Consider the following 23,199-nt stretch of genomic DNA (forward strand, 5'->3'; position numbering starts at 1 on the left):
CCTCCGTCTTATGGGGCTCCGTGCACGTTTATGGCTCTGCGAGGCGCACCTGTGCACCCACCCATACTAATTGTGGTGCAATTTTAGACCATCGTGGCTAAAGTGACTTCAGATACTTTCTTCGGCCCCATCTTTGTCAGCCCACTTGACCCTCGCTAGGAGAACTCCATCATGTCTTTGTCCCGCCGTTTACTCATCAAAGCTGGCGCTCTCGCGCTGACCGCCGGTGCCATCGGCAGCCAAGCACCCGCTGCGCTCGCCGTGGGTCCAGCTGTGGGCACCATTATTGACTTCTCCGCCGGTGTCCCTTCTGCGCGCGCCATCAAGGCCGCCGGCCACCTCGGCGCCATTCGCTATGTTTCCCAGCGCCGCCCCGGCGCTAACTGGATGCAGGGCAAACCCGTCACGCTGGCGGAAACGAAGGCCAATGCCGCTGTCGGCCTGAAGACCGCCTCCATTTACCAGTTCGGCCGCGCCGAGACCGCCGACTGGCTCAACGGTGCCGCGGGTGCCGCCGTCCACGCCCCGCAGGCCATCGCCATTCACAAGGCCGCTGGCGGGCCGAAGGGCCGCCCGATCTACATCGCGATCGATAACAACCCCACCCGCGCCCAGTATGAGAACCAAATCCGCCCCTACCTCAAGGCCTTCTCGACGGCGCTGAGCGCGGCCGGCTACCAGACCGGCGTGTACGGCAATTACAACGTCATCGACTGGTGTGTCAACGACCGCATTGGCCAGTTCTACTGGATGCACGATTGGGGCTCGGGCGGCAAGATTCACCCGCGCACCACCATCCACCAAAAAGCCAAGAACCAGGCCACCATCGACGGCGTGACCTGCGATATTAACACCGTCTACGCCAATGACTGGGGTCAGTGGACCCCGGGCCAAGGCGCGGTGACACCGCCCAAGGTCAAAGACATCCCGAGCGTGCCGGACAACATCCCGCTGCCCAACATCACCCTGCCGGATCCCACTGGTCGCGGCTCCAGTGTGAGCAGTGATGGCATCACCATTGCTGGTTCTTCCATCAGCAATGACCAAGTCCGCGGCGCGGTGGATATCCTCAACACCGTGCGCAAGTCCATGGGCTAAATGCCCCGCAGCGGCGCGGCGCCTTACCGCGCCGCAGAGGTCTTCGAGGCCGACGTTCTAGACGTTGGTTGAGAGGACGGCGCAGAAGAAGACGGCTCCGAAGATGTCGCGGCAGCCGGCGTCGCTGTCGTGGAGGTCGCAGTGGGCGCAGCGCTGGACGTCGTCAAGCGCGTGGCAACAGCACCAGGATTAGCCAGCGCCTCCTTGTTCAGGTTGTTGCCCTTCACCAGGTTCTTACCGGTGATCTCCTTGCGTACATAGGACGTGAGTTCCTGAGCGCTTCCTTCGATGGATGCAGCCACGACAAAGTTCTCTCCAAAAGACACCGAGGAATGACGATCCTTGCTGTCCGACCATCCCCACTTAGAGCCCACGACGTCGCTCAGCTTCGCGGTGCCATAGTTCTGTTGATATCCGTCGGCAGATACAGCATCGGCGTGGGACATAGCTACCAGCACAGGATGGGTCGGATCATCCTCCATGAGCTGAACAATGAACCTCACAACGTCGTACGTAGAGGTCATGGAATGCCCCCAGTCCTCCCCCGCGGACGTGGACTCCAAGCCATATTCCTTAGCAATGGCATCGATGGATCGCGGATATTTCTCAAAGAGCTGTGCGGCACTCTCGTCAGAGGAATCAGCAACCATATCCAACGCTAGGTACTTGTCCTCGAAAGACCCGCGTTCCAGCACGTAGGTTGCGATGTAGAGCTTAATCAAGCTCAGCGCATAGCGCGGCTGGTGTTCAGTGGTCGAGCCCATGTGCATGCCCGTCTCAATGCGGTAATACGTGATGGCCTTGGACTCATCGCCCTTGAGGAACTGACCTACTGAGTCCGGGACAGCAGCCAGCTGCAGCTGGCCTTTCCGATGTGTGATGGGGCCAGGTTTGCGTGCGCTGGTCTGCGCTGAACCGCCAGCCGCGGAGTCTTCTTCGTGCGCTGGCGAGCACGCAACGAGAGAGGCTGCACCGAGTACGCACGCCAGAAGGGCGGCGCCAGCTCGCACTGACGCCGCCCTGTGAGAAGGCTGAGAGTAAAACACGATGTTTGATTCTACTCTCTACCGCCTGAAACGGTGTGATTGAGGCGTTTTAGTGATCCACCGGAGCCTCAACACCCACGCCGGTCAGGGAGCGAACCTCCATCTCGGCGGACAGTTCTTCTAGGTTGTCCGGCGGGGTCATGATGGAAACGATCCAGCCGGCGAAGAAGGCCAGCGGGATGGTGACCAGGCCCGGGGAGGACAGCGGGAAGATGGACCAGTCAGCGTTCGGGAACATCGAGGTCGGGGTACCGGAGACTGCCGGGGACAGGAAGATGAGTACCAAGCAGGAGATAACACCGGTGTACATCGACGCCACGGCACCTGCGGTGTTGAATCGACGCCAGTACAGGGAGTACAGGATGGTCGGCAGGTTGGCGGAGGCAGCCACGGCAAAGGCCAGGGACACCAGGAAGGCAACGTTCTGGGTCATGGCCAGAATGCCCAGGATGATGGAGACAATGCCCAGGACGACCACGGTGATCTGGGAAACGCGAACCTGCTCAGCCTCGGTGGACTCACCGTTGCGGATGACGGAGTGGTAGATATCGTGCGCGATGGAGGCCGAAGCAGTGATGGCGAGGCCGGCGACAACAGCCAGAACGGTAGCGAAGGCCACCGCGGAGATGACCGCCATGAAGATGGAGCCACCGATCTCCAGCGCCAGCAGCGGGGCCGCGGAGTTCGCACCGCCCGGTGCGGCGAGGATGCGGTCCGGGCCAACGAGGGCGGCAGCGCCGTAGCCCAGAACCAGGGTCATCAGGTAGAAGGCGCCGATGATGACGATGGCCCAGGTAACGGAGCGGCGAGCCTCGGTCGCGGTCGGCACCGTGTAGAAGCGCATGAGAACGTGCGGCAGGCCACCAACACCGAGAACGAGGGCGATACCCAAGGAGATGAAGTCGAGTTTCGTGGTGAGGTTCTTGCCGTACTTCAACCCCGGCTCCATGATCTGGGAAGCCTCGTAGCCGCCTTCCTTGATTGCTTCGGAATTAGCGTGCATATCAATCGCCTGGGTAAACAGGGCGCTGAAGCCGCCCTTCAGCAAGACAAAGGTGAGGATGCACATGATGACCACACCGGTGACCAGGAGCACGGCTTTGATCATCTGCACGTAGGTCGTGCCCTTCATACCACCGACAAGAACGTAGACGATCATGAGGATGCCCACGATGCCGACGACGACGGCCTGCCACTTGAAGTCGTGAATATTCAGGAGCACGGCCACGAGGGAGCCCGCGCCGGCCATCTGTGCGATGAGGTAGAACAGCGACACGAACAAGGTCGAGATTGCCGCCGCCACGCGCACCGGGCGCTGCTTGAGGCGGAAGGACAGCACGTCCGCCATGGTGAAACGGCCGACGTTGCGCATCGGCTCGGCGACGAGCATTAGAGCAACGAGCCAGGCAACGAAGAAGCCCACCGAGTAAAGGAAGCCATCGTAGCCATTGAGCGCGACGGCACCGACGATGCCCAAGAAGGATGCGGCGGACAGGTAGTCACCTGAGATAGCCAGGCCATTCTGGCGGCCGGAGAAACTACCGCCACCGGTGTAGAAATCAGAAGCTTCCTTGGTGGACTTACCGGCTTTCAGCACCACGTACATGGTGACGACAAGGAACGCCGCAAAGACTGAAATATTGAGAATCGGATTGCCGGCGGAGGATTCCGCTGCGGCCAAAGTAATGGTCTGCATTGTTTAGCCCTCCAGTTCCTGGCGAATGGCCGCTGCCTGCGGCTCGATGTTCTTATTGGCGTAGTTAACGTAGATATACGTAATGATGAAGGTGGTCAGGAACTGGGCCAGACCGAAAATGAGGCCAACGTTCCAGCCTCCCCCAAGTTCAATAGCCATGAAGTCTGGCGCAAAAACGGCGGCCAGCACGTAGAGGACGTACCACACAAAGAACGCCACAGTCATGGGGAAGGTGAACTTGCGGTATGTGCCGCGCAGCTTGGCAAACTGCGGGCTGTCACGCATCTCGATGAACTCTTGCGGCGTAGGTTCGCGGCGCGAGTTAATCGAAGCAGGTGCGTCAGTCATGTCGCTCTCCTTACAAGGGGTCTTTTCTCCACAAACCGCGGTGAGAGACAAAGGTAGTGTCTTCAATCACGTTTTGCCTTGCACAGTAAGTTACCTAACTGCCCTTGCAAGGTTGTAAATCCTGCCAAGAAAAGTTAATAACACACACTTTTACTACCCCCTACCCCTGCATCTACGAGGCATTTTCAGCTCACCGCTAGCACCCCCACAGGAGAATTCAAAGAGGGAATCTAATTTAGCAAACCGAAACTTCGCAGGATCTTTAACAGATCTTCACTCTCCTCTCCTGCCGATCCCCACCTTCCCAGGCACACAACAAAGCCCGCCTTCAGCACCCCACCCTTCTTCCCAAAACATTGAAGGAAAAAGAGCGCGGTGCGGAAGACGGGCTCCATCGCTCACGGGCACGTAACGCACCCCGCAGTGTTCAAGCTTTAGGCGCCAGGAAACTCACGCGGGTCCTTGAACATTCGGCCAAAGCCTTCCTTACTATCAAGCGCGTCGAGTGCCGCGACATCTTCGGCAGTAAGCTCTACCTCCGCGGCAGCGAAGTTTTCCGCCAGGCGCTCGCGGCGGCTGGACTTCGGAATGACCGAAATTCCCTTGCTCAACAGGTATGCCAGGACAGCTTGGCCAGCAGTAATATTGTGTTTCTCAGCTACTGCCTCAACCTCGGGGTTAGTGAGGACAACACCGCGCGCCAGAGGCGACCAGGCTTCCGTCACGATGTCATGCTTGTCATGGAATCGACGCAGCTCCGACTGCGTAAAGCCCGGGTGCAGCTCTACCTGGTTGAGGACCGGAACGATACCCGTCTCATCGATCAAATTTTGCAGAGTCTCTTCATAGAAGTTGGCCACGCCAATCGACGCAATCTGACCCATGCCCTGCATGCGGGCAATCTCCTCGAAGGTCTCCACGTACAGCCCGCCCTGTGGCCAGGGCCAGTGGATGAGGTAGAGGTCAAGATAATCCAGCTGCAGCTTGTCCAGGGACTCGCGGAAAGCCTGGCCCACTTTGTCCTTGCCATGGTGGTCGTGCCAGACCTTGCTGGTAATAAAGAGCTCATCGCGGGTCACGTCGCCGGCCTTCATAGCGGCGTTGAGCGCCTGGCCCAGCTCTTCTTCATTCTCGTAGAGGGTGGCTGTATCGAAGTGGCGGTAGCCTAGGTCGATGGCTTCGCGCACGGAGCGGACAAGCTCCTCCCCGCGCAGCTTGTAGGTTCCGAGACCCAATAGCGGCATCTCGCGGTCATCATTGAACGTAGTTTGTGGGACACTCATGTCCCCCATTGTGCCGCACTGCCGCGCGCTGCGTAGCAGAAAAGGGCGGTACGGCTCCTTCAGCCCCGACGAAAACGCGCGAAACGCCCTCACCAATGTGTGCCATGCTCTACTGCGCGGCCGGTCAGGGCGTCGTTTGAAGAGATAAAGAGGGGCTGTGCCCCCTTCCCCCTTTAGGCGCGAATGAGATCGATGACGAAGGTCAGCGTGCGGCCAGACAGCGGGTGTGCACCACCAGCCGGGCCATAGGCCTTCTCCGGCGGGATGACCAACTTGCGGCGGCCGCCAACCTTCATGCCAGGGATTCCTTCCTGCCAGCCGGCGATGAGACCGGTCAGCGGGAATTCGATGGACTGGCCACGGCCCCACGAAGAGTCGAATTCCTGGTTCGTCTCGTAGTCAACACCAACGTAGTGGACCTCAACGAAGCCGCCCGGCTGGGCTTCGGCGCCGTCACCCACCACAATGTCTTCGATGACAAGGTCTTGGGGAGCAGGCTCCGTTGCCGGCTCAATTACGGGCTTTTCCATTGGGGATTATCCTCCTTGGATTACTTTCTTCTTTGCTGGCCGCATACACTTCGGGCCGAGCCACAACGTCCTCCAGTATAAACGGAGATGTGGGGCTCGGCCCTAGAAATGCAGCGTATGGGCTATACGCTAAGCCGCGGCGGCCTGTAGACGGCCGCCGTAGAGGCTACCGTTTAGCGCTCGCTACGCGGGGTGACCTTGCGCAGGGTCTCGCCGGTGTAAATCTGGCGCGGGCGGTTGATCTTGGTGTTGAGCTCAAGCTGCTCACGGTACTGAGCAATCCAGCCCGGCAGGCGGCCGATGGCGAAGAGGACGGTGAAGAAATCCGTCGGGAAGCCCATGGCACGGTAGATGAGGCCGGTGTAGAAGTCCACGTTCGGGTAGAGCTTGCGGGAGACGAAGTAGTCGTCGTTCAGCGCAATCTCCTCGAGCTTCATGGCCAGATCCAGCATCGGGTCGCCGCCCAGGTGATCGATGATCTCGTGAGCGGTGTCCTTGACGATTGCCGCGCGCGGGTCGTAGTTCTTGTACACGCGGTGGCCGAAGCCCATGAGGCGAACGCCCTTTTCCTTGTTCTTCACGCGGTTCATGAAGTCGGTAGCGTCACCACCGTGGTTGTTCTGGATATCCTCAAGCATCTCCAGAACGGCCTGGTTAGCACCGCCGTGCAGCGGGCCAGACAGCGCGTTGATACCACCGGCGATGGCAACGAACAGGTTGGCCTGCGCGGAGCCGATCATGCGGACGGTAGAGGTGGAGCAGTTCTGCTCGTGGTCAGCGTGGAGGATGAGGAGCTTATCCAGGGCCTTGGCCACAACCGGGTCAACCTCGTAGTCCTCGGTCGGGTAACCAAACATCATGCGCAGGAAGTTCTCGCGTGCGTTGAGCTTGTTATCCGGGTACATATAAGGCTTACCCTGCGATGCGCGGTAAGCATAAGCGGCCAGCATCGGCACCTTAGCCAGCAGACGGACGGTAGCCTTGTCCAGCTGCTCCTCATCCAGCGGGTTGAGCTGGTCCTGGTAGTAAGCGGAGAGAATGTTAAGGGAGGAGGCAAGAACGGCCATCGGGTGCGCATCGCGCGGGAAGATGTTGAAGGCCGCCTTAAAGTCCTCATCCAGGAGGGTGTGGTGGCGAATTTCAGTGTTGAACTTCGACAGCTCGTCCTCGGTCGGCAGGTGGCCCTTAATCAGCAGGTAGGACACCTCGTTAAAGGTGGCGTTCTCAGCCAAATCCGCGATGTCATAACCACGGTGGCGGAGAATGCCTTCCTCACCATTAATAAAGGTGATCTTGGACTCGGTGGAACCGGTCGCTGCATAACCCGGGTCGAAGGTCACCAGGCCAGTCTCGTTACGGAGCTTGCCAATGTCGAAGCCGGAGTCACCCTCAGTGGACTGTTTAATGTCCATCTCGTACTCGCCGCCGGGGTACTGCAGTACAACCTTGTTCTTTTCAGAAGCCACGTGTTTTCCTTTCCTCAATGTTCAACGCCGACCACGGCCGGCGCGACAGATCTAAACCTCTTCACACTGTAGCAAAACCTGTGACTCTGCCAACATTGGCAATCCTGGCAAAGTATCTAGTGTGCGAACGAAATTAGGCTACACTGCCCCCATGAGCAACTCAGAACTCGTCCTGCCAGCAGATCTCCTCCCTTCCGACGGCCGTTTTGGCTGCGGGCCTTCCAAGGTCCGCCCAGCCCAAATTGAGGCAATCACCGCCGGTGCCGACACCATCATTGGTACCTCGCACCGCAAGCCAGCCGTCAAGAACCTCGTCGGCTCCATTCGCGAGGGGCTCTCTGAGCTATTTTCCCTACCAGAGGGCTATGAAATTGTTCTCTCCCTTGGCGGCGCTACCGCTTTCTGGGACGCAGCAACCTTCGGACTGATCGAGAAAAAATCCGCCCACCTGAGCTTCGGTGAATTCTCCTCTAAATTTGCTAAAGCCGCTGCCGCTGCCCCGTGGCTCGACACCCCGCTCGTCACCGAAGCCGAGGTCGGCACCGCCCCAGATCCGAAGACAGCAGCCGCCGAAGGCGCAGACATCATCGCGTGGGCCCACAATGAAACCTCCACGGGTGCGATGGTCCCAGTGACCCGCCCCAATCCGGATAACGCAGAGCAGCTTGTTGTCGTCGACGCCACCTCTGGTGCCGGCGGTCTGCCGGTCAACATGGCTGATGCCGATGTCTATTACTTCTCCCCGCAGAAGTGCTTTGCTTCCGACGGCGGTTTGTGGCTGGCAGCAATGTCCCCGGCAGCCCTCGAACGCATTGAGAAGATCAACTCCTCCGATCGCTTCATCCCGGCCTTCCTCAACCTGCAGACTGCAGTGGACAACTCCCGCAAGAACCAGACCTATAACACCCCGGCTGTAGCCACGCTGCTCATGCTGGAGGAACAGGTCAAGTGGATGAACACCAACGGCGGCCTCGACGGGATGGTCAAGCGCACCACGGAGAACTCTTCCATCCTCTACGACTGGGCAGAGGCCCGCCCGGAGGCCACCCCCTTCGTGGCCGAGCCTTCAGCGCGTTCCCTGGTGGTCGGCACCATTGACTTCGAAGATTCAGTCGACGCCGCTGCGGTCGCCGCAACGCTGCGCGCCAACGGCATTCTCGACGTCGAGCCCTACCGCAAGCTCGGCCGCAACCAGCTGCGCGTGGGCCTGTTCCCGGCGATTGACTCGGCGGACGTCACCAAGCTCACCAAGGCTATCGATTACGTCCTAGACAACCGCTAAGTTTCACTCCTTTTAGTTACGTCACACAACATGCCCCGCTCTCTTGCCAGAGTTCGGGGCATGTTCTGGGTAAAGTGGACTTCATCACATGTCCGCTACCAGGCTAAGGAGCGCCATCATGCGCGAGATTTTCCTCGCACCCAGCGACTCAACTGACACCTCGCTCGTCCTCCGGGCTGAGGATGGTGAGGAATTCTTCCTCGAAGTCACCGACGAGCTTCGCGAGCTTTTCGCTCCCGCCGACTCCGCCGAATCTGAATCCGAGACCGCGGCGGAAGACTCGGCCGCCCAGGATGAGGGCGACGCCACCACAGCAACCGAAGATTCCACCACCGCGCCTGCACAGGCTGAGCGCTCCACCGGTTTGCGCACCGTCATGCCCGCCTCTGGCGGCTCACCTTCCTCCCCACAGAGCCAGCCCGCACCGCAGGCACAAGAAATCCGCCTACGGCCCAATGAGATTCAGTCCCGCATCCGCGCCGGCGCAACTGCCGCGGAGATCGCCGAGGAACTCGGCGTTCCGGAATCCCGCATCGAGCCTTTCGCGCACCCAGTGCTCTTGGAGCGGGCGCGCATCGCGGACGTCGCCAAGCAGGCACACCCCATCCGCGAAGATGGCCCGGCCAAGCTCACCCTGTGGGAGATTCTGGCCACTGCCTTCGCCGCCCGCGGACACTCGCTGTCGGAGGCCACGTGGGATGCCTACCGCCACCAGGGCGAGCCGTGGATCCTGCGCATCACCTGGAAGACTGGGCTATCCGCCAACGAGGCAGAGTGGACCTTCAAGCAGACCATGTCCTCGCCGGCCACGGTGGAGGCACGCAACTCTGTGGCGGCAGACCTGACGGACCCGGACTTCGTCCAGCCGGTGCGTTCGCTAACCTCCGTGGGCCGCGGCGAGCGCTATGACGAAGCCATCGACGGACGCGACTACGCCGAAGAGCGGGAGGTCAACGAGGACGCGCGCGCTGGTACTCCCGGCGTGACGGAACTGTCTTCCTACACCGGCGGCGACAACGCCGGTAACCGAGAAGACGCCGACGGTTACGCCGAGCCTTCCGTGCTCCCCTCCCCGCACGGCGGAGAGCACCCGGCCGAAACCGCAAGCGCTGAGGACTCAGCTCCCGCTGGCGAGGAGTCCGCACCGCAGTCCGAGGAGAAGGAGACGGGAGTGGACGAGGACTTCCTCCAGAACCCGGATCCGGAACCCAAACCCACCAAGCGCCGCCGTAAGGCCGTCACCCCGCACTGGGAGGATGTGTTGCTCGGCGTCCGCTCCTCTACCAAGCGCCCCCGCAATTAGCGAGTAGCCTGCCGTGGATACCCAAAGCGCCGTTCTCACTCTCTGGTACGTCACCGCCGCCGATCCCGCCGAAGTTCTTCGCGGCGAGCCCAAGGCCGACCGCGGCTTCGGCCGCAAGTTCCTTGCTCAACTCAATCCCTCTCTACCCGTCACGCCCATCGGTCAATTCCCCCTCAACCGTTCCGCCGAGCCCGGCGCGAGCGAGTTCTATGTGGGTGGCTATCCGGGTGTGACCGTCGTGCAGACCATCATCCACGATGATCAGCTGATTCTCTCGCAACTCTCCCGCACCCTGCGCGAGGCCGTGCCCGCCACGGAAATTTACGCTTTTGCTTCCAATGCGGAGACCGGCTACGCCGGGTTTGCGCACTGGACGGGCAGCCGCTTGCGGCGCTCCCTGTGCGGAACGCGCTTTAACCTCTACGAGGATCATGGCCTGCCTGAAACCTTCGAGGCCCCTTTCTGGGCCGGGGAGATGGATGAGCCTGCGGGTGGTATCTCCCTGCCCTTCGAGCCACTCACCATCACCGAGGCGGCCCAGGAATTCTGGCTGGGCATTGAGGTGGGCGAAGACGGGCCGGACGTGGACGTCGTGGGCTACGCCACCGACGGCCGCCCTGAGCCCAAGGTCGATACTCCCCCACCCCGCCGAAGCGTAGCCGAGGTGGCCACTACCTCGGTAGCGAAGCTGGGACTTAACGATTATGACGACTACGAGGAGCACGACCTCGAACCGGAATCCACTGGTGAAGAGATCATCCGTACCGCCAAGCACTTAGGCGGGCTGGTGCGCCGCTATGCGGTGTCGACCTCGCGGAGCCTCTGGGAGCGCTGGCGCTCGTAGAAGGCGATGGCTGCCGACGTCGCCACATTAAGGGAATCCGTGCCCTCCGCCATAGGAATGCGGGCGCGCACGTCGGTAGCGCGCATGGCATGCTCAGTCAGACCCGGCCCCTCCGCACCAACCAGCAGAGCCACCTTGTCTGCGCCTGCTAGGGCATCGGCGATATGCACCGCGTCTGGATGAGGGGTCAGCGACACCAGCCGGAAGCCCTTTTCACGCAGCTGCTCTAGACCCCGCTGCCAGGTGGTAAAACCACCGTCGAAGCGCGCCCAGGGCAAGCGCAGAACGTGCCCCATGGACACACGCACCGAGCGGCGGTAGAGCGGATCCGCCGCACCAGAGCCTAAGAGGATGCCATCGACATCCATGCCTGCAGCGTTGCGGAAGAGCGATCCGATATTTTCGTGGTCGCCTACGCCTTCCATGATGGCCAGGGTGCGCGCGCCCTCAACGACCTCGTCCACGGTCCAGGCTTCCGCGCGGTCGGCTACGGCAACCAGCCCACGGTGCATATCAAAGCCTGTTACTTCCCCCAGAGTCTGGCGGGTTACTTGGTAAACGGGGATATCGCCAACATCGTGGTGTTCCAGGAACGTATCCAACTTCCCCTCAAAACCAATGATGCAGCGCACCGGGAAGCGAGAGGCGAGCAGGCGCTCCACGCACAGTGGGCCCTCACCAAAGACGAAACCCTCGCCGGACTTATCCGCATGCTTGAGATCGCGGATATCGTCCAGGCGAGGGTCTGTGGGGTCATCAATGACAAAACGCATGGCCCTAGTCTAAGCGCCGGGCCAAGCGTTCATCCCAGGCGGGCTATCCCAACAGCGAGCTAATGGGATCCATAGCGAAGTAGACCACGAAGAGAGCAGCCACGAGCCACATGATCCAATGCACCTTCTTAGCCTTCCCGGCGAAGGTCGCCATCAGTGCATAAGCGATGAAGCCCACGCCAATACCGTTGGCGATGGAGTAGGTGAACGGCATAACCACGATGGTGAGGAAGGCCGGGATGGCCTCCTCCATGCGGTTCCACTCGATGTCCTTGAGCTGGGCTGCCATCATCACACCGACGATAACGAGTACGGGGGCTGCGGCCTCAATGGGCACAATCTCGTAGAGCGGGGTGAGGAACATCGCCAGCAGGAAGATGATGCCGGTGACAACGTTAGCCAGGCCGGTGCGGGCACCGTCACCGATACCAGCCGCTGAGTCCGCGAACACGGTGTTGGAGGACACCGAACCGGCACCACCAGCAACGGCACCAAAGCCTTCCACCACCAGGGCCGTCTTCATCTCCGGAAGGTTGCCCTTCTCGTCCACAAGGTTGGCCTGCTTGCCCAAGCCGTTCATGGTGCCCATGGCATCGAAGAAGTTGGTGAGCAGCAGGGTGAAAATGAGCAAGACGGTGGAGACCACACCCAGCTTGGTGAAGGCGCTAATCGGATCCACCTGGCCCACAATCGATAGGTCCGGCAGACCGCCCAGGGAGCTAGGTACCTCCGGGGTGGCCATACCCCAGTCCTCGGAGCCGGTCAGTGCCTGGATGATCATGGCGATGATGGTGGTAATGACGATGCCGATGAACAGTCCGCCACGAACCTGGCGGATGACGAAGAAGGCGGAGAGAATCAGACCCACGACGAAGACGAAGGCCGGCCACGTAGCGATCGAGCCGTTGACTCCCAGGCTCACCGGAACAGTGGTCATTGCAGCATCCGGAACGCGGGTGACGAAGTGGCCGTCCACGAAACCGATGAGCGCGATGAACATGCCGATACCCACGCCCATCGCGGCCTTCATGGAGGCGGGGATGGCGTCGAAGACCGCCTGGCGGAAACCGGAGATGGCCAGCAGAACAATGATGAGGCCTTCAATGACGACGAGGCCCATTGCCTCGCGCCATTCCAAGCCGTTGAGGGAAACCATGGTCACGGCCACAAAGGTGTTCATGCCCAGGCCCGCAGCCATGGCGAACGGGTAGCGCGCAATCATGCCGAAGGCAATGGTCATAACACCGGCCACCAGCGCGGTGGCAGCGGCGACTTGCGGGATGCCCAAGGTGGTTCCGGCAGAGTCGGCGGAGGTACCCAGGATGAGAGGGTTGAGGAGAATGATGTAGGCCATCGCGAAGAACGAGACCACGCCGGCGCGGACCTCGGTTCCTACGGTGGATCCGCGTTCGGAAATCTTGAAATAGCGATCGATAGCTGCGTTCATCGTGAGAGAGCGCCCCTTCTATCTAGAGAAATGAAGTTTTACCTGCTAAGGGTGCTCCATCGAGGCACTAAAACGCAAAACCCGCACGCGGCATTGCTGCTGCGCGCGGGAAGGAAACCTCACTCTTTAATAGATGGGTCTCTCATCATCGAAGGGCCTCTCCTGCTCCGATCCCTCCTCACGGACGGTGGTGCCGGAATGCGCGCCGCACCCGTAGGTGGCGTGCACCACTTTTCCATCCGCGGAGTATTCATTGGCACAGACGCCATAATTAGGCAGCAGCTCGAGATAGAAAGCGCAGGTTTTGCACTGTAACTGGGCCTGCGCCGCCATCTCCGAATTCGGCCCGTACTTCTTGCGCCAGCGCTCTTTGGCCTCCGTGAGGCCAACCTGGGAGAGCTTCCCTTCGTCCAGCCTGTCGTCATCGGGAGCGGGCGGCATGAGGTCGCCAGGACCAAGGTCTCCTGGGCGCAGGCGCTCGGAATAAGGAACCCACTCCGGCGCTTGAAGGGCCTGGCCGCCCGGTACAAGCGCGACCTCATTGACGGTCGGGGTGCGCGAGCCTTCCGCGCAGGCAACGACGGCGTGCCATTCCCACCCCGGATAGCCCGGTACGTGCGCATCAAAACGATGGGTGGCCACGTTGCGGCCCACTCCGGCAACGCCACGGTGCTTGCCGACGTCCCCCTCACCCACCTCCTCCACAGCTCGGCGCGCCAGGTTGACGGCGGTCGAATCGAGAAGCGGGGAATGCATCTTTTTCTTGCGAGTCACTCTCCCATTATTAATCACGTACCGCGCCATAGTGCACAATGACAGTCATGCCTCTCCTCCACACCGACCGCACCCTCCGCGCGTTTGCTACCGTCCTCTCCGCTGCCACACTGCTCGCACCCTTAACGTCATGCTCTTCTCAAGCCGCACACGAGGATGTTTCTTCGTCTACGGCGGGTGGGACGTCGCCAAGCGCGAGCTCCCCAGAGCACCTCGGCGTCACTGTTCTCGACACCGCACCCCTGCCTCCCGATACCTTCACCCAAGGCTTGGAGGTCGACCCCGCTGGCAACCTTCTGGTAGGCACTGGGCTGAACGGCAAGTCTCGATTGCTGCGCCTCACGCCGGGGACGCACACCCCGTCGGAAGAAACCACACTCGAGAGTTCATTCTTCGGCGAGGGCATCACTCAGACCGACGCCGGCATCTGGCAGCTAACGTGGAAATCCGGTACAGCTTTCCTGCGAGATCCCGAGACCTTCAACGAGCTCGACCGTGCCACCTACGACGGCGAGGGCTGGGGCCTGTGCAACGCGGGTTCCGAGCTCATCATGTCCGACGGCTCCGCCGAGCTGCGCCACCTCGATCCGAAGACCTTCGAGGAGCTCGCCCCACGCACCGAGGTCACCCTCGACGGCTCCCCCGTGGATAACCTCAATGAACTTGAGTGCGTCGAGGGCGCGGTCTATGCCAACGTCTGGATGAGCGAGGATATCCTGCGCATCGACCCGGAATCCGGCGCGGTCACCGCCGTGATCGATACCGCAAACCTCAACCATGTCCCCTCGGCGGATCCCAACGCCGTCCTCAACGGCATTGCCCATATCCCGGGCACAGATGAGTTCTGGATCACCGGCAAGCTATGGGATGAGCTGTACCGGGTGCGCTTCGAGTAGGATTTTCAGCCATGGCTACCGTGAAGCAAACAAGGAAGAAATCGCTGCTGCAGTTTCTGGCGCTCATCATCGCTGTGGCAGTCATCGTCGTGGCGGTGGTGCTGTTCCAGAAGTGGTGGAACGACCGTCCGGGCCCCGAGCCACAAGACGTCAGAATCACGGCCACTGTTGGCGAGGACACCCTAGAGCTCTCCCCCTACATCGTCTGCGAGCCTGGCACGGACTGCGAAGAAGGCGACGTACCTAATCTGACGGTGGGCCCCGATGACACCCTGAAATTGGAGATCCCCGAAGCCATCTCCAACCATGAGTGGTCGGTGCTGTCCATTTACGACGACCCGGCTGCTAATGACAGCACCTCCCACGGTGCCAACGAAACCGCGTCTCTGGAAATCCCCGGCTCTGTACCGCCGATTGAAGCCTCCACCGGTGAACGCCCGAAGTTGATGGTGGTGGAAATCTCCACCCTGATGATTGGCCAGGATGCCAACGGCGAGGAGACCCCGATGCACACGGTATGGTCACTGTCCACCATGACTGATGAAGAGCTCAAGGAATCAAAGTCTTCGGATAACGCCGAAGGGGACGAGGCCGAAACTAAAGCTAAGAAATAGCAACGCCCTGCTTCTTCCCCTCTTCCTCCCCGCAAACGACAAAGTGCCCTAGCTGCCAAAAGTACGTCTGATTATTAAAAAATCAGCACAGCTTTCGTCATCTAGGGCACTTTTCAGTTACGGGCCTAAGGCTTTAGACCTCTTAGCTATCCAAATCCTTGGCAATAGCGCGCAGGATCTCTGCCACCTGGCGGCCAGTCTTGCGCTCTGGATAACGTCCTTGGCTCAGCACCGGCTGCACCTGGGTCTCAAGCAGTGTCATGACGTCGGAGAGCATGCTCGCCAGCTCTTCCGGTTTGCGGGCCGGGGTGCGGCGGCGCGGGGAATCAAGCACCTTCACGCGCAGCGCCTGCGGGCCACGGCGGCCAGCCGCGAAATCGAATTCGATGCGCTGGCCCTGGTACAGCTCATCAACGCCCTTGGGCAGCACATTGCGACCAACATAGACGTCTTCATCACCAGGATTGCTGACAAAGCCGAAGCCCTTGTCTGCGTCATACCACTTCACTTTGCCGATAGGCATGGCTCTTCACTCACTTTCTTTCCGTGTCTCCTCGTCTAAGAGCTTAGGCGCTGCCAGGCACCAGGCTGATAGGCTCCGCCAGTCTTGGGACGAGGAGGCGCGGCGAAGCGTGATCTGAATTCATGCGCGGCCGCGCGGAGGGACTATCCGTGGAACTTTTAAAGAGATACATTTTAACCCTCCGACTCCCGACAAAGAAACCCACGGTAGATATCACCCCAGCAACCACACCCGTTACATATGTGAGGTAGCTAACATTTGCACCGCGAACAGGGGAAACGCAGAGGAATCGGCACTTTCGTTACCGTTTTGGGCCATTTAACGTGACTGTTTCGTTATAAACCGCTACTCTCTCCCTCAGGCACTTCGGCCGCCGGCCGTGGAAGTCTCGCCCCAGACACAGTCCGGGCTTCCACACGGCGGCCATACATGATGTGCATGAACATGAGCATCAATTGCAAAACTATATGCCGGACTGGGCATCATCTGGGCGCGAGAAAGCAAGAACAACCTAGAGAAGGAATACTTTAATGGGACGCCACTCCGCTAAGAACAAGTCCATCGCAACCAAGTTTGCCGCTTCCACCGTTGCCGTCGGCGCTGCCGCAGCCATCATGGCTCCGAACGCTGCCGCCGCACCGGATTCCGATTGGGACCGCCTCGCACAGTGCGAGTCCGGCGGCAACTGGGCCATCAACACCGGCAACGGCTACCACGGCGGTCTGCAGTTCAACGCTCAGACCTGGCAGGCATACGGCGGCGGCGAGTTCGCTCCAACCGCCAACCTGGCTACCCGCGAGCAGCAGATCGCTGTTGCTGAGCGCACCTTGGCACAGCAGGGCTGGGGCGCATGGCCGGCTTGCTCCGCTAGCCTGGGCCTGAACTCCGCCCCGACCCCGCGCAACGTCAACGCCGCTCCGGCACCGGCCGCACCGCAGGCTCCGGCTGAGGCACCGAAGGCTGTCCAGGAAGCTGCCGAGGAACCCACCGACGAGCTGGCTTCCGATGCCCTCTACACCCTCATCGAGGACACCGCCACCCAGTACGGCCTGACCATTCCAGCTTCCTTCACCGAGCAGTACAAGGCTAACCGCCACGACTTCAACGCCTTCTACTCCGCTAACCGCCACATCATCGACCCGCTGGCACAGGTTCTGGCTGCACGCTAAGCAGCACGCCGTGCAGGCACGGCACGTCATGGCCGAGCTTTAACTGCATAGAAAGAGGCTGGATGGCTTTCACCATCCAGCCTCTTTTAGTTTTGTATAGAACCAAGCGGCCTATTTCAGGTCTAAGCCTTTTCTCGACGACAACGCCTTCCTCTGCACGCGACCTGGCGCGATATCATTCACCGCATCGCCAGCCTCAACTTCCCCGCGATTGTTCAAGCAACGGCAGCCGAGGCGAATACTTCCTCGTTCCCAGACGAGGACGCGTGGAAGATCACTGCCCAACGCAGGGCAGGGCTGGTTTTAAAGCCCAAGCCCGTGCCGACTAACGTCGGCACAACAGAATTCGACACAAACACGTATAGCCCCACCGAGGAGAACATTCTCGGAGGGGCTGAAAGCAAGCCGTCAAGGCTCGACAGATCCGCTAAGTGAAGCGCAGATTTCTGCGCGCCTACTTAGCGGTTGATGCGGGTGTACGGGTGAACGTAGTTGAGCTTTTCTGCCGGCATCGGCAGAATCAGGTCGTCACCGTACGGGCTGGAAGCACCAGCAAAAGGTGCAGTAAGTTCAGTAATTGCGTGCTCGCGGGGGCTGTTCTTCGGCCAAGCCGGGGATACAAAGCCTTTGTTCTCGTTCGACATGGTCCTTATTATTCCAAACCCCGCGGCAAAAAGTAACTTATTGACCCAACGAGGGCCCCATGCCTCCCCCTTCCACTAACTACTAAGCTTGATCGCCATTATGACCTCCCCTTCACACCGCGCCCGCGTCACCGAGAGCTACCGCGAGTGGCTCAGCCGCTTACCCGATGAAGACCTGCGCGCCCTGCTGAGCACCCGCAGCGATGTCCTCTCCCCCGCACCAAAAGACTTCGACGCGCTCGCCTCGCGCCTAACTCTGCCGATGCACGTCGTGGACGCCTTAGCAGCAAGCAACGCCGAGCAGCTGGCTGTCTTAGAAGATATCGCCCTACGCGGCGGCGAAGTGGACATGGTAGAGGACACCAACCCTGAGGTAACTTCGCAGCTCAAGCAACGCGGCCTCGTCTTTGGTGACGCCCCGGAGGTGCGCATCGTCACCGCCGTGATGGGCTCACTTCCCACCGGCTGGTCGTTGCGCAACCAAGTAGAGTTCGATGAGAAGGATCTAGCCGCGCTTGCTCCCGAGGAGCGCCGAGTCCTTGATGCTTTAAGCAATGGCGACGGCATGGGCTATACCACCGACACCGAGCCGGACATCAACTCCGAGGATCCCGCCAAGCGCCTGCTGGCCAAAGGTTTTCTGGAGCGTATCAACGCGCACTCGGTGCGCCTGCCGCACTCGCTCGCCCGCCTGCTGACTGGTGATACCACCCCGCCCATTCCCACCACCCCCTCGGGGCGCGCCGGTACCCCAGAACCGGATGCCAGGGCTGACGACGCCGGCGCGGCAGCTGGCGTGGAAGCCGTGCGCGGCATGGAAAGGCTCATCGAGCTGCTCGGAAGCCATCCGGTAGCGCTGCTGAAAGACTCTTCGGTCGGCGTTCGCCCCCTCAACCAACTGGCCAAGGACCTCGCTCTGGAGAAGGAGGAGGTTGCGCGGCTTATCTGCTTGGGCCACCATGCTAGGCTTCTCCACCGCGGCGAGCCGGATGGCTTGGAGGGGCATTTCCTCGCACCTACCACTGGCTCCCAGGACTGGCTCGAGGCCGATCTCGGGGAGAAGTGGCGCATTCTTCTCGACGCCTGGCGTACCTCCCCCTGGGCCAGTTGGAGCGATTCGCGGGTCCTCGCGGAGGACAGCTTCGTGCGCCGCCTGCCACGCTTCCGTGCTTTCGTTCTCGGCGTCTATGCACATTCCGCAGTCGCGCTGAACAACGAAGAGTTCTGGGAGGACCTACGCTTTCGCTCCCCGCTCTTTGCCAGCCACACGCGCACGGTGACCATTGAGCAGCTGCGCGCCGAAGCCGAATGGATCGGTGCTATAGCGCTGGGCAAGGCTACCCGCGTGCTGAGTGATTCCGCCGCAGCCGCCACACTCGTCCCCGAAACGGTCAGCGAATTTATCATCCAGCAAGACCTCACCGTCCTCGTTCCCGGCCCCCTTGAGCCGGCCACGCACCGCACCCTGGCATCCCTGGCGGACCTCGAATCCCCAGGCCTAGCCAGCGTATACCGCATCAGCGAGGCCACCATTCGCCGCGGCATGGACCAGGGGCTCACCGCCCAGGAAATGACCGACTTTTTGGAAGCGCACTCCCCGACAGGCGTGCCGCAGGCGTTGAGCTTTGCCATCGGGGACGTCGCCAAGCGCCATGGCACCCTCCGCAGTGGACCTGCACTGTCCTATTTGCGCAGTGAGGATCCCGCGCTGCTGGAGCTCGCAGTTGCCTCAGTCCCCGGCCTGCGCCTGCTCGCGCCCACCGTGGCGGTATCTCAGCTGCGCGTGGGCGAGCTGCTGGAGAAGCTGCGCACTAAGGGGCTCTCCCCCACTGCGGAGGATGAATCCGGCGCCTCCCTGGCCGTCGCCCCCGAGCCTTACCTTTTGCCCACGCCCCGCACAAAGCCCCGCAAGCGCGAGCCCGCCTCGGTGGATGAAGCCGTGCAGGCCCTGCGGCAATCAGCACAGAACCCGAGCGCGCAGAAGGAAGAGGAGCCAGATCCCCTCACGCTCGCCCGTGCCGCCGCGCGCTTCCACGCCGATATCGTGATCTCCTATGCCGATAAAAGCGGCGAGCTGCGCACCGTGACTGTGAAGCCACTGTCGGTGGAAGGCGGCTACATTGATGCCCTAGGCACAGCGGGCAAACCCGTGCGCTTCCCGGTTCACCGCATTTCCTCCGTCCGCTTCGCCGACAGGGATTAAGTCCTTCCCTGACGCCCAGAGTAGAAAGGCCCCAGACATGCCCGGACCACTCATCGTCCAATCGGACAAGACCGTCCTCCTCGAGGTGGATCACCCGCAGGCCGACGAGGCTCGCGCAGCGCTCGCACCTTTTGCTGAGCTGGAGCGCGCGCCCGAGCACATCCACACCTATCGCATCACCCCACTGGCACTGTGGAATGCCCGCGCCGCCGGGCACGATGCCGAGCAAGTCGTCGACGTTCTGGAGAACTACTCCCGCTTCCCGGTGCCGCAGGCGCTGCTGATCGACGTCGCCGAGACCATGTCGCGCTACGGCCGCGTGCGCCTCCTGGCACATCCGGCCCACGGTCTCATCCTCGAATCGGACGAGCCTGTCATCCTAGAGGAGCTCACGCGTACCAAGAAGGTCAGCGAACTTCTGGGCCCGCGCATTGATGACAACACCATCGCCGTCCCACCTTCCGCGCGCGGGCGGCTCAAGCAGGAGCTGCTCAAGGCCAGCTGGCCCGCCGATGACCGCGCCGGCTACGTCGATGGTGAATCCCACCCCATCGCGCTGAGCACGGAGGAGGTGGACTGGAGCTTACGCGATTATCAGCAGTATGCCGCCGATTCTTTCTGGTCTGGTGGCTCCGGCATCGTGGTCCTGCCCTGTGGCGCGGGCAAAACCATCGTGGGTGCTGCCGCCATGGCCAAAGCACAGGCCACCACGCTCATCCTGGTGACCAACACCGTGGCCGGGCGCCAATGGCGCGATGAACTACTGCGCCGCACCAGCCTCACCGCGGAAGAGATCGGTGAATACTCCGGCGAAAAGAAAGAGATCAAGCCGATTACCATCGCCACCTACCAAGTGGTTACCCGCAAGACCAAGGGCGAATACCGGGCACTCGAACTCTTCGATTCCCATGACTGGGGACTTATTATCTACGACGAAGTCCACCTTCTGCCTGCCCCGGTCTTCCGCATGACCTCCGACCTGCAATCGCGCCGCCGCTTGGGGCTGACCGCCACCCTCATCCGCGAAGACGGCCGCGAGGGCGATGTCTTTTCGCTCATCGGGCCCAAACGCTATGACGCGCCATGGAAGGAGCTGGAATCCGCCGGCTATATCGCCACCGCGGACTGCGTCGAGGTGCGCGTGGACATGACGCAGGAGGAGCGCCTGCTCTATGCCACCGCACAAGCGCGGGAGCGCTACCGGATTGCGGCGTCGGCAAGCGCGAAGCTGCGGGCCGTCGACAAGCTGCTGAAGAAACATGAAGGTCAGCAGGCGCTCATCATCGGCGCCTACGTGGCCCAACTGGAGGAGCTCGGTGAGCACCTAGACGCGCCGGTTATCGACGGCAAGACCTCCACCGCCAAGCGCGAAAAACTCTTCCAACAATTCCGCGAGGGCGAGCTTCTCACCCTGGTGGTATCCAAGGTGGCGAACTTCTCCATCGACCTTCCCGAGGCTGCCTTGGCCATCCAGGTCTCCGGTACCTTCGGCTCCCGGCAGGAAGAAGCCCAACGCTTGGGCCGCCTGCTGCGCCCGAAGAAGGACGGGCAGGAGGCTACCTTCTACACTCTGGTGGCGCGCGAATCCATCGATGCGGAATATGCCATGCACCGCCAGCGCTTTTTGGCCGAGCAAGGTTATGCCTACCGGCTGGTGGACGAAGTAGACTTGTGAGCTGATGAAGATTTTCAAGTTTGAAGTCAACGAAGACTTTGCCAAGAAGAACAATGAGCTCCTGCGTGATTCCGCGCGCCTGCGCAATTCCGGACTCATCATGGGCCTTTTAATTATCATCGGCGGCATTGCCGTCTACTTCGGCATGGAGGCCGTTGGGCGCATCACACTAGCGCTGGGCATGGTGCTCTTCGGAATCTTTTGCGCCGTCATCGGCGTCTTGGCCTCAAGCAAGGTCGGCTCGGCTCAGAAACTCTATGATTCCTATCCGTTAGCCCCCGCCGTCGTCGCAGAGGTCAACGAGCGCGACATGGTCCTCATGGCGCTGGTGAATACCAACGTGGACCCGAAGGCTCCGCCGCGCTGGGGCGCCTGCCTGCGCACGGTCACCAATATCCCGGGCATTAAGCGCACCGTGGGAACCAAGGTTCCGGTGGCCGCGGTCTCCGGTCAGCGCAGCAGCGGCGATCAAGACCACTGGCAGCAAATCACCCCCATGCCGATTGCCTGGGGTACCCCGGATGCGGAAACCGTGACGATTGCCCGCAAATCCATTCCGGAAGACCAGTGGCAGCGCCTCGAGCGCGCCCGCAAGCGTCTGACCGATGTAAAAGCTACGAAATACGATTTGTTGGTGCTGTAAATGACAGTTGAGAGACTACAAGAATTCGGCGAAACCATCTTCGCCACCATGACCGCCCTCGCCGTGGAGAATGACGCGGTAAATCTGGGCCAGGGTTTCCCCGATAGCGACGGCCCGCAGCGCATGCTGGAGATCGCCCAGGAAAACATCGCCGGTGGCAACAACCAATACGCTCCCCTGCGCGGGGTCCCGGAGTTGCTCAGCGCCATCGCGGAGACCTACTCCGTACCCCAGGACCACGTCGTGGTCACCGCCGGCGCTACCGAAGCGATTACCGCCACGGTGCTCGGCTTGGTAGAACCGGGCCACGAGGTCATTGTCCTCGAGCCCTACTACGATGCCTATGCCGCTGCCATCGCGCTTGCCGACGCCACCCGCATCCCCGTCCCCTTGAAGGAATCCGGCAATAGCTGGGATATCGACGTCGATGCGGTGCGTGCAGCCGTGACCGATAAGACCGCCATGGTCATCATCAACACCCCGCACAACCCGACCGGCTCGGTCTTTTCCCGCGAAGCACTCACCGAGCTCGCCAAACTCTGCGTGGAAAGGGACCTGCTGGTTCTCGCCGATGAGGTCTATGAAAACCTCACCTTCGGCACCGACCACGTCAGCATCGCTTCCCTGCCGGGAATGGCCTCCCGCACCGTCACCGTGTCATCTGCCGCCAAATCCTTCAACTGCACCGGGTGGAAGACCGGCTGGGCCATTGCGGAGCCTAAGCTTCTCGACGGCGTCATCAAAGCCAAGCAATTCACCACCTTCGTCTCCACCACACCCTTCCAGCCAGCCGTGGCCCATGCCCTGCGTAATGAACAAGAGTGGTTGGACGGCATGGTGGCTGAACTTGCAGAGTGCCGCAGCATCCTTGTAGAAGGTCTCAAGCAGCTGGGATTCCATGTGCATGACACCGGCGGCACTTACTATGTGGTTGCCGATGTG

22 protein-coding genes are annotated in these 23,199 nt (G+C 61.0%); 11 read left to right on the forward strand and 11 right to left on the reverse strand.

Annotated elements, in window-relative coordinates:
• The first annotated feature begins 171 nt into the window (after positions 1-171).
• A complete protein-coding gene (locus tag HMPREF3147_RS10565; protein ID WP_049154164.1) occupies positions 172-1,098 on the forward strand; it encodes a DUF1906 domain-containing protein in 927 nt (308 codons plus the stop codon).
• A 23-nt stretch (positions 1,099-1,121) separates the two neighbouring features.
• Here the strand turns inward: HMPREF3147_RS10565 and HMPREF3147_RS10570 are convergent, their stop codons facing one another.
• The 6 genes from HMPREF3147_RS10570 to HMPREF3147_RS10595 all read right to left on the reverse strand — a co-directional run bounded on the left by HMPREF3147_RS10570 (position 1,122) and on the right by HMPREF3147_RS10595 (position 7,467).
• On the reverse strand, positions 1,122-2,144 hold the full coding sequence (locus HMPREF3147_RS10570; protein ID WP_049154163.1) for a hypothetical protein: 1,023 nt from the start codon (positions 2,142-2,144) through the stop codon (positions 1,122-1,124).
• A 49-nt stretch (positions 2,145-2,193) separates the two neighbouring features.
• Positions 2,194-3,840 carry a solute symporter family protein gene (locus HMPREF3147_RS10575; RefSeq protein ID WP_049154161.1) on the reverse strand — a complete coding sequence of 549 codons (1,647 nt, stop codon included), beginning with the start codon at positions 3,838-3,840 and terminating at the stop codon, positions 2,194-2,196.
• Positions 3,841-3,843: 3 nt separating this feature from the next.
• Positions 3,844-4,188 (reverse strand): DUF485 domain-containing protein, encoded by a 345-nt coding sequence (locus HMPREF3147_RS10580; RefSeq protein ID WP_049154159.1) that lies wholly within the window; start codon positions 4,186-4,188, stop codon positions 3,844-3,846.
• A gap of 434 nt (positions 4,189-4,622) precedes the next feature.
• Positions 4,623-5,480 (reverse strand): aldo/keto reductase, encoded by an 858-nt coding sequence (locus HMPREF3147_RS10585; protein ID WP_049154157.1) that lies wholly within the window; start codon positions 5,478-5,480, stop codon positions 4,623-4,625.
• A gap of 164 nt (positions 5,481-5,644) precedes the next feature.
• Positions 5,645-6,001 (reverse strand): FKBP-type peptidyl-prolyl cis-trans isomerase, encoded by a 357-nt coding sequence (locus HMPREF3147_RS10590; RefSeq protein WP_010187736.1) that lies wholly within the window; start codon positions 5,999-6,001, stop codon positions 5,645-5,647.
• A gap of 173 nt (positions 6,002-6,174) precedes the next feature.
• On the reverse strand, positions 6,175-7,467 hold the full coding sequence (locus HMPREF3147_RS10595) for a citrate synthase (RefSeq protein WP_080975042.1): 1,293 nt from the start codon (positions 7,465-7,467) through the stop codon (positions 6,175-6,177).
• A gap of 151 nt (positions 7,468-7,618) precedes the next feature.
• On the opposite strand from HMPREF3147_RS10595, the gene serC reads away from it, so the two are divergent.
• The 3 genes from serC to HMPREF3147_RS10610 all read left to right on the forward strand — a co-directional run bounded on the left by serC (position 7,619) and on the right by HMPREF3147_RS10610 (position 10,896).
• Positions 7,619-8,749, forward strand: a complete 1,131-nt coding sequence (gene serC, locus HMPREF3147_RS10600; protein WP_049154155.1) for a phosphoserine transaminase — start codon at positions 7,619-7,621, stop codon at positions 8,747-8,749.
• A 118-nt stretch (positions 8,750-8,867) separates the two neighbouring features.
• Positions 8,868-10,052, forward strand: a complete 1,185-nt coding sequence (gene sepH, locus HMPREF3147_RS10605; protein WP_070447326.1) for a septation protein SepH — start codon at positions 8,868-8,870, stop codon at positions 10,050-10,052.
• 13 nt (positions 10,053-10,065) lie between these two features.
• A complete protein-coding gene (locus tag HMPREF3147_RS10610; RefSeq protein WP_070447329.1) occupies positions 10,066-10,896 on the forward strand; it encodes a DUF6928 family protein in 831 nt (276 codons plus the stop codon).
• On the opposite strand, the gene HMPREF3147_RS10615 is transcribed toward HMPREF3147_RS10610, so the two are convergent.
• The 3 genes from HMPREF3147_RS10615 to HMPREF3147_RS10625 form a co-directional block, all read right to left on the reverse strand.
• Positions 10,848-11,669 (reverse strand): TrmH family RNA methyltransferase, encoded by an 822-nt coding sequence (locus HMPREF3147_RS10615; RefSeq protein WP_070447332.1) that lies wholly within the window; start codon positions 11,667-11,669, stop codon positions 10,848-10,850. The genes HMPREF3147_RS10610 and HMPREF3147_RS10615 overlap by 49 nt on opposite strands.
• Before the next feature lie 43 nt (positions 11,670-11,712).
• Complete coding sequence (locus HMPREF3147_RS10620) at positions 11,713-13,116, reverse strand: NCS2 family permease (RefSeq protein WP_049154149.1); 1,404 nt, start codon at positions 13,114-13,116, stop codon at positions 11,713-11,715.
• A gap of 126 nt (positions 13,117-13,242) precedes the next feature.
• On the reverse strand, positions 13,243-13,872 hold the full coding sequence (locus HMPREF3147_RS10625; RefSeq protein WP_371325748.1) for a DUF3027 domain-containing protein: 630 nt from the start codon (positions 13,870-13,872) through the stop codon (positions 13,243-13,245).
• Between the two features lie 65 nt (positions 13,873-13,937).
• Between HMPREF3147_RS10625 and HMPREF3147_RS10630 the strand changes: the two genes are divergently transcribed.
• Positions 13,938-14,786, forward strand: coding sequence for a glutaminyl-peptide cyclotransferase (locus HMPREF3147_RS10630; protein WP_070447335.1), 849 nt, complete (start codon positions 13,938-13,940; stop codon positions 14,784-14,786).
• An 11-nt stretch (positions 14,787-14,797) separates the two neighbouring features.
• On the forward strand, positions 14,798-15,400 hold the full coding sequence (locus HMPREF3147_RS10635; RefSeq protein ID WP_070447338.1) for a DUF2771 domain-containing protein: 603 nt from the start codon (positions 14,798-14,800) through the stop codon (positions 15,398-15,400).
• A 142-nt stretch (positions 15,401-15,542) separates the two neighbouring features.
• Here the strand turns inward: HMPREF3147_RS10635 and HMPREF3147_RS10640 are convergent, their stop codons facing one another.
• Positions 15,543-15,923, reverse strand: coding sequence for a cold-shock protein (locus HMPREF3147_RS10640; RefSeq protein WP_046647289.1), 381 nt, complete (start codon positions 15,921-15,923; stop codon positions 15,543-15,545).
• A 530-nt stretch (positions 15,924-16,453) separates the two neighbouring features.
• On the opposite strand from HMPREF3147_RS10640, the gene HMPREF3147_RS10645 reads away from it, so the two are divergent.
• Positions 16,454-17,092, forward strand: coding sequence for a resuscitation-promoting factor Rpf1 domain-containing protein (locus HMPREF3147_RS10645; RefSeq protein ID WP_046647288.1), 639 nt, complete (start codon positions 16,454-16,456; stop codon positions 17,090-17,092).
• Between the two features lie 458 nt (positions 17,093-17,550).
• On the opposite strand, the gene HMPREF3147_RS10650 is transcribed toward HMPREF3147_RS10645, so the two are convergent.
• Complete coding sequence (locus HMPREF3147_RS10650) at positions 17,551-17,736, reverse strand: hypothetical protein (protein WP_010187772.1); 186 nt, start codon at positions 17,734-17,736, stop codon at positions 17,551-17,553.
• 100 nt (positions 17,737-17,836) lie between these two features.
• Here HMPREF3147_RS10650 and HMPREF3147_RS10655 point away from each other — a divergent pair, with 100 nt between their 5' ends.
• From HMPREF3147_RS10655 to HMPREF3147_RS10670, 4 genes are all read left to right on the forward strand, one after another.
• Positions 17,837-19,939 carry a helicase-associated domain-containing protein gene (locus tag HMPREF3147_RS10655; protein WP_070447342.1) on the forward strand — a complete coding sequence of 701 codons (2,103 nt, stop codon included), beginning with the start codon at positions 17,837-17,839 and terminating at the stop codon, positions 19,937-19,939.
• Between the two features lie 37 nt (positions 19,940-19,976).
• Entirely contained in the window at positions 19,977-21,614 is a 1,638-nt protein-coding gene (locus tag HMPREF3147_RS10660) for a DNA repair helicase XPB (protein ID WP_070447345.1), read from the forward strand.
• 4 nt (positions 21,615-21,618) lie between these two features.
• The gene (locus tag HMPREF3147_RS10665; protein ID WP_070447348.1) at positions 21,619-22,257 is read left to right on the forward strand and encodes a DUF3239 domain-containing protein; all 639 of its coding nucleotides are present in this window, start codon (positions 21,619-21,621) and stop codon (positions 22,255-22,257) included.
• Positions 22,258-23,199: aminotransferase class I/II-fold pyridoxal phosphate-dependent enzyme (locus HMPREF3147_RS10670; protein ID WP_246815771.1), on the forward strand; the 942-nt coding region annotated here is incomplete at its 3' end. It abuts the gene before it with no gap.

The organism is Corynebacterium sp. HMSC05D03 (assembly GCF_001807205.1).
Classification (GTDB): Bacteria; Actinomycetota; Actinomycetes; order Mycobacteriales; family Mycobacteriaceae; genus Corynebacterium; species Corynebacterium aurimucosum.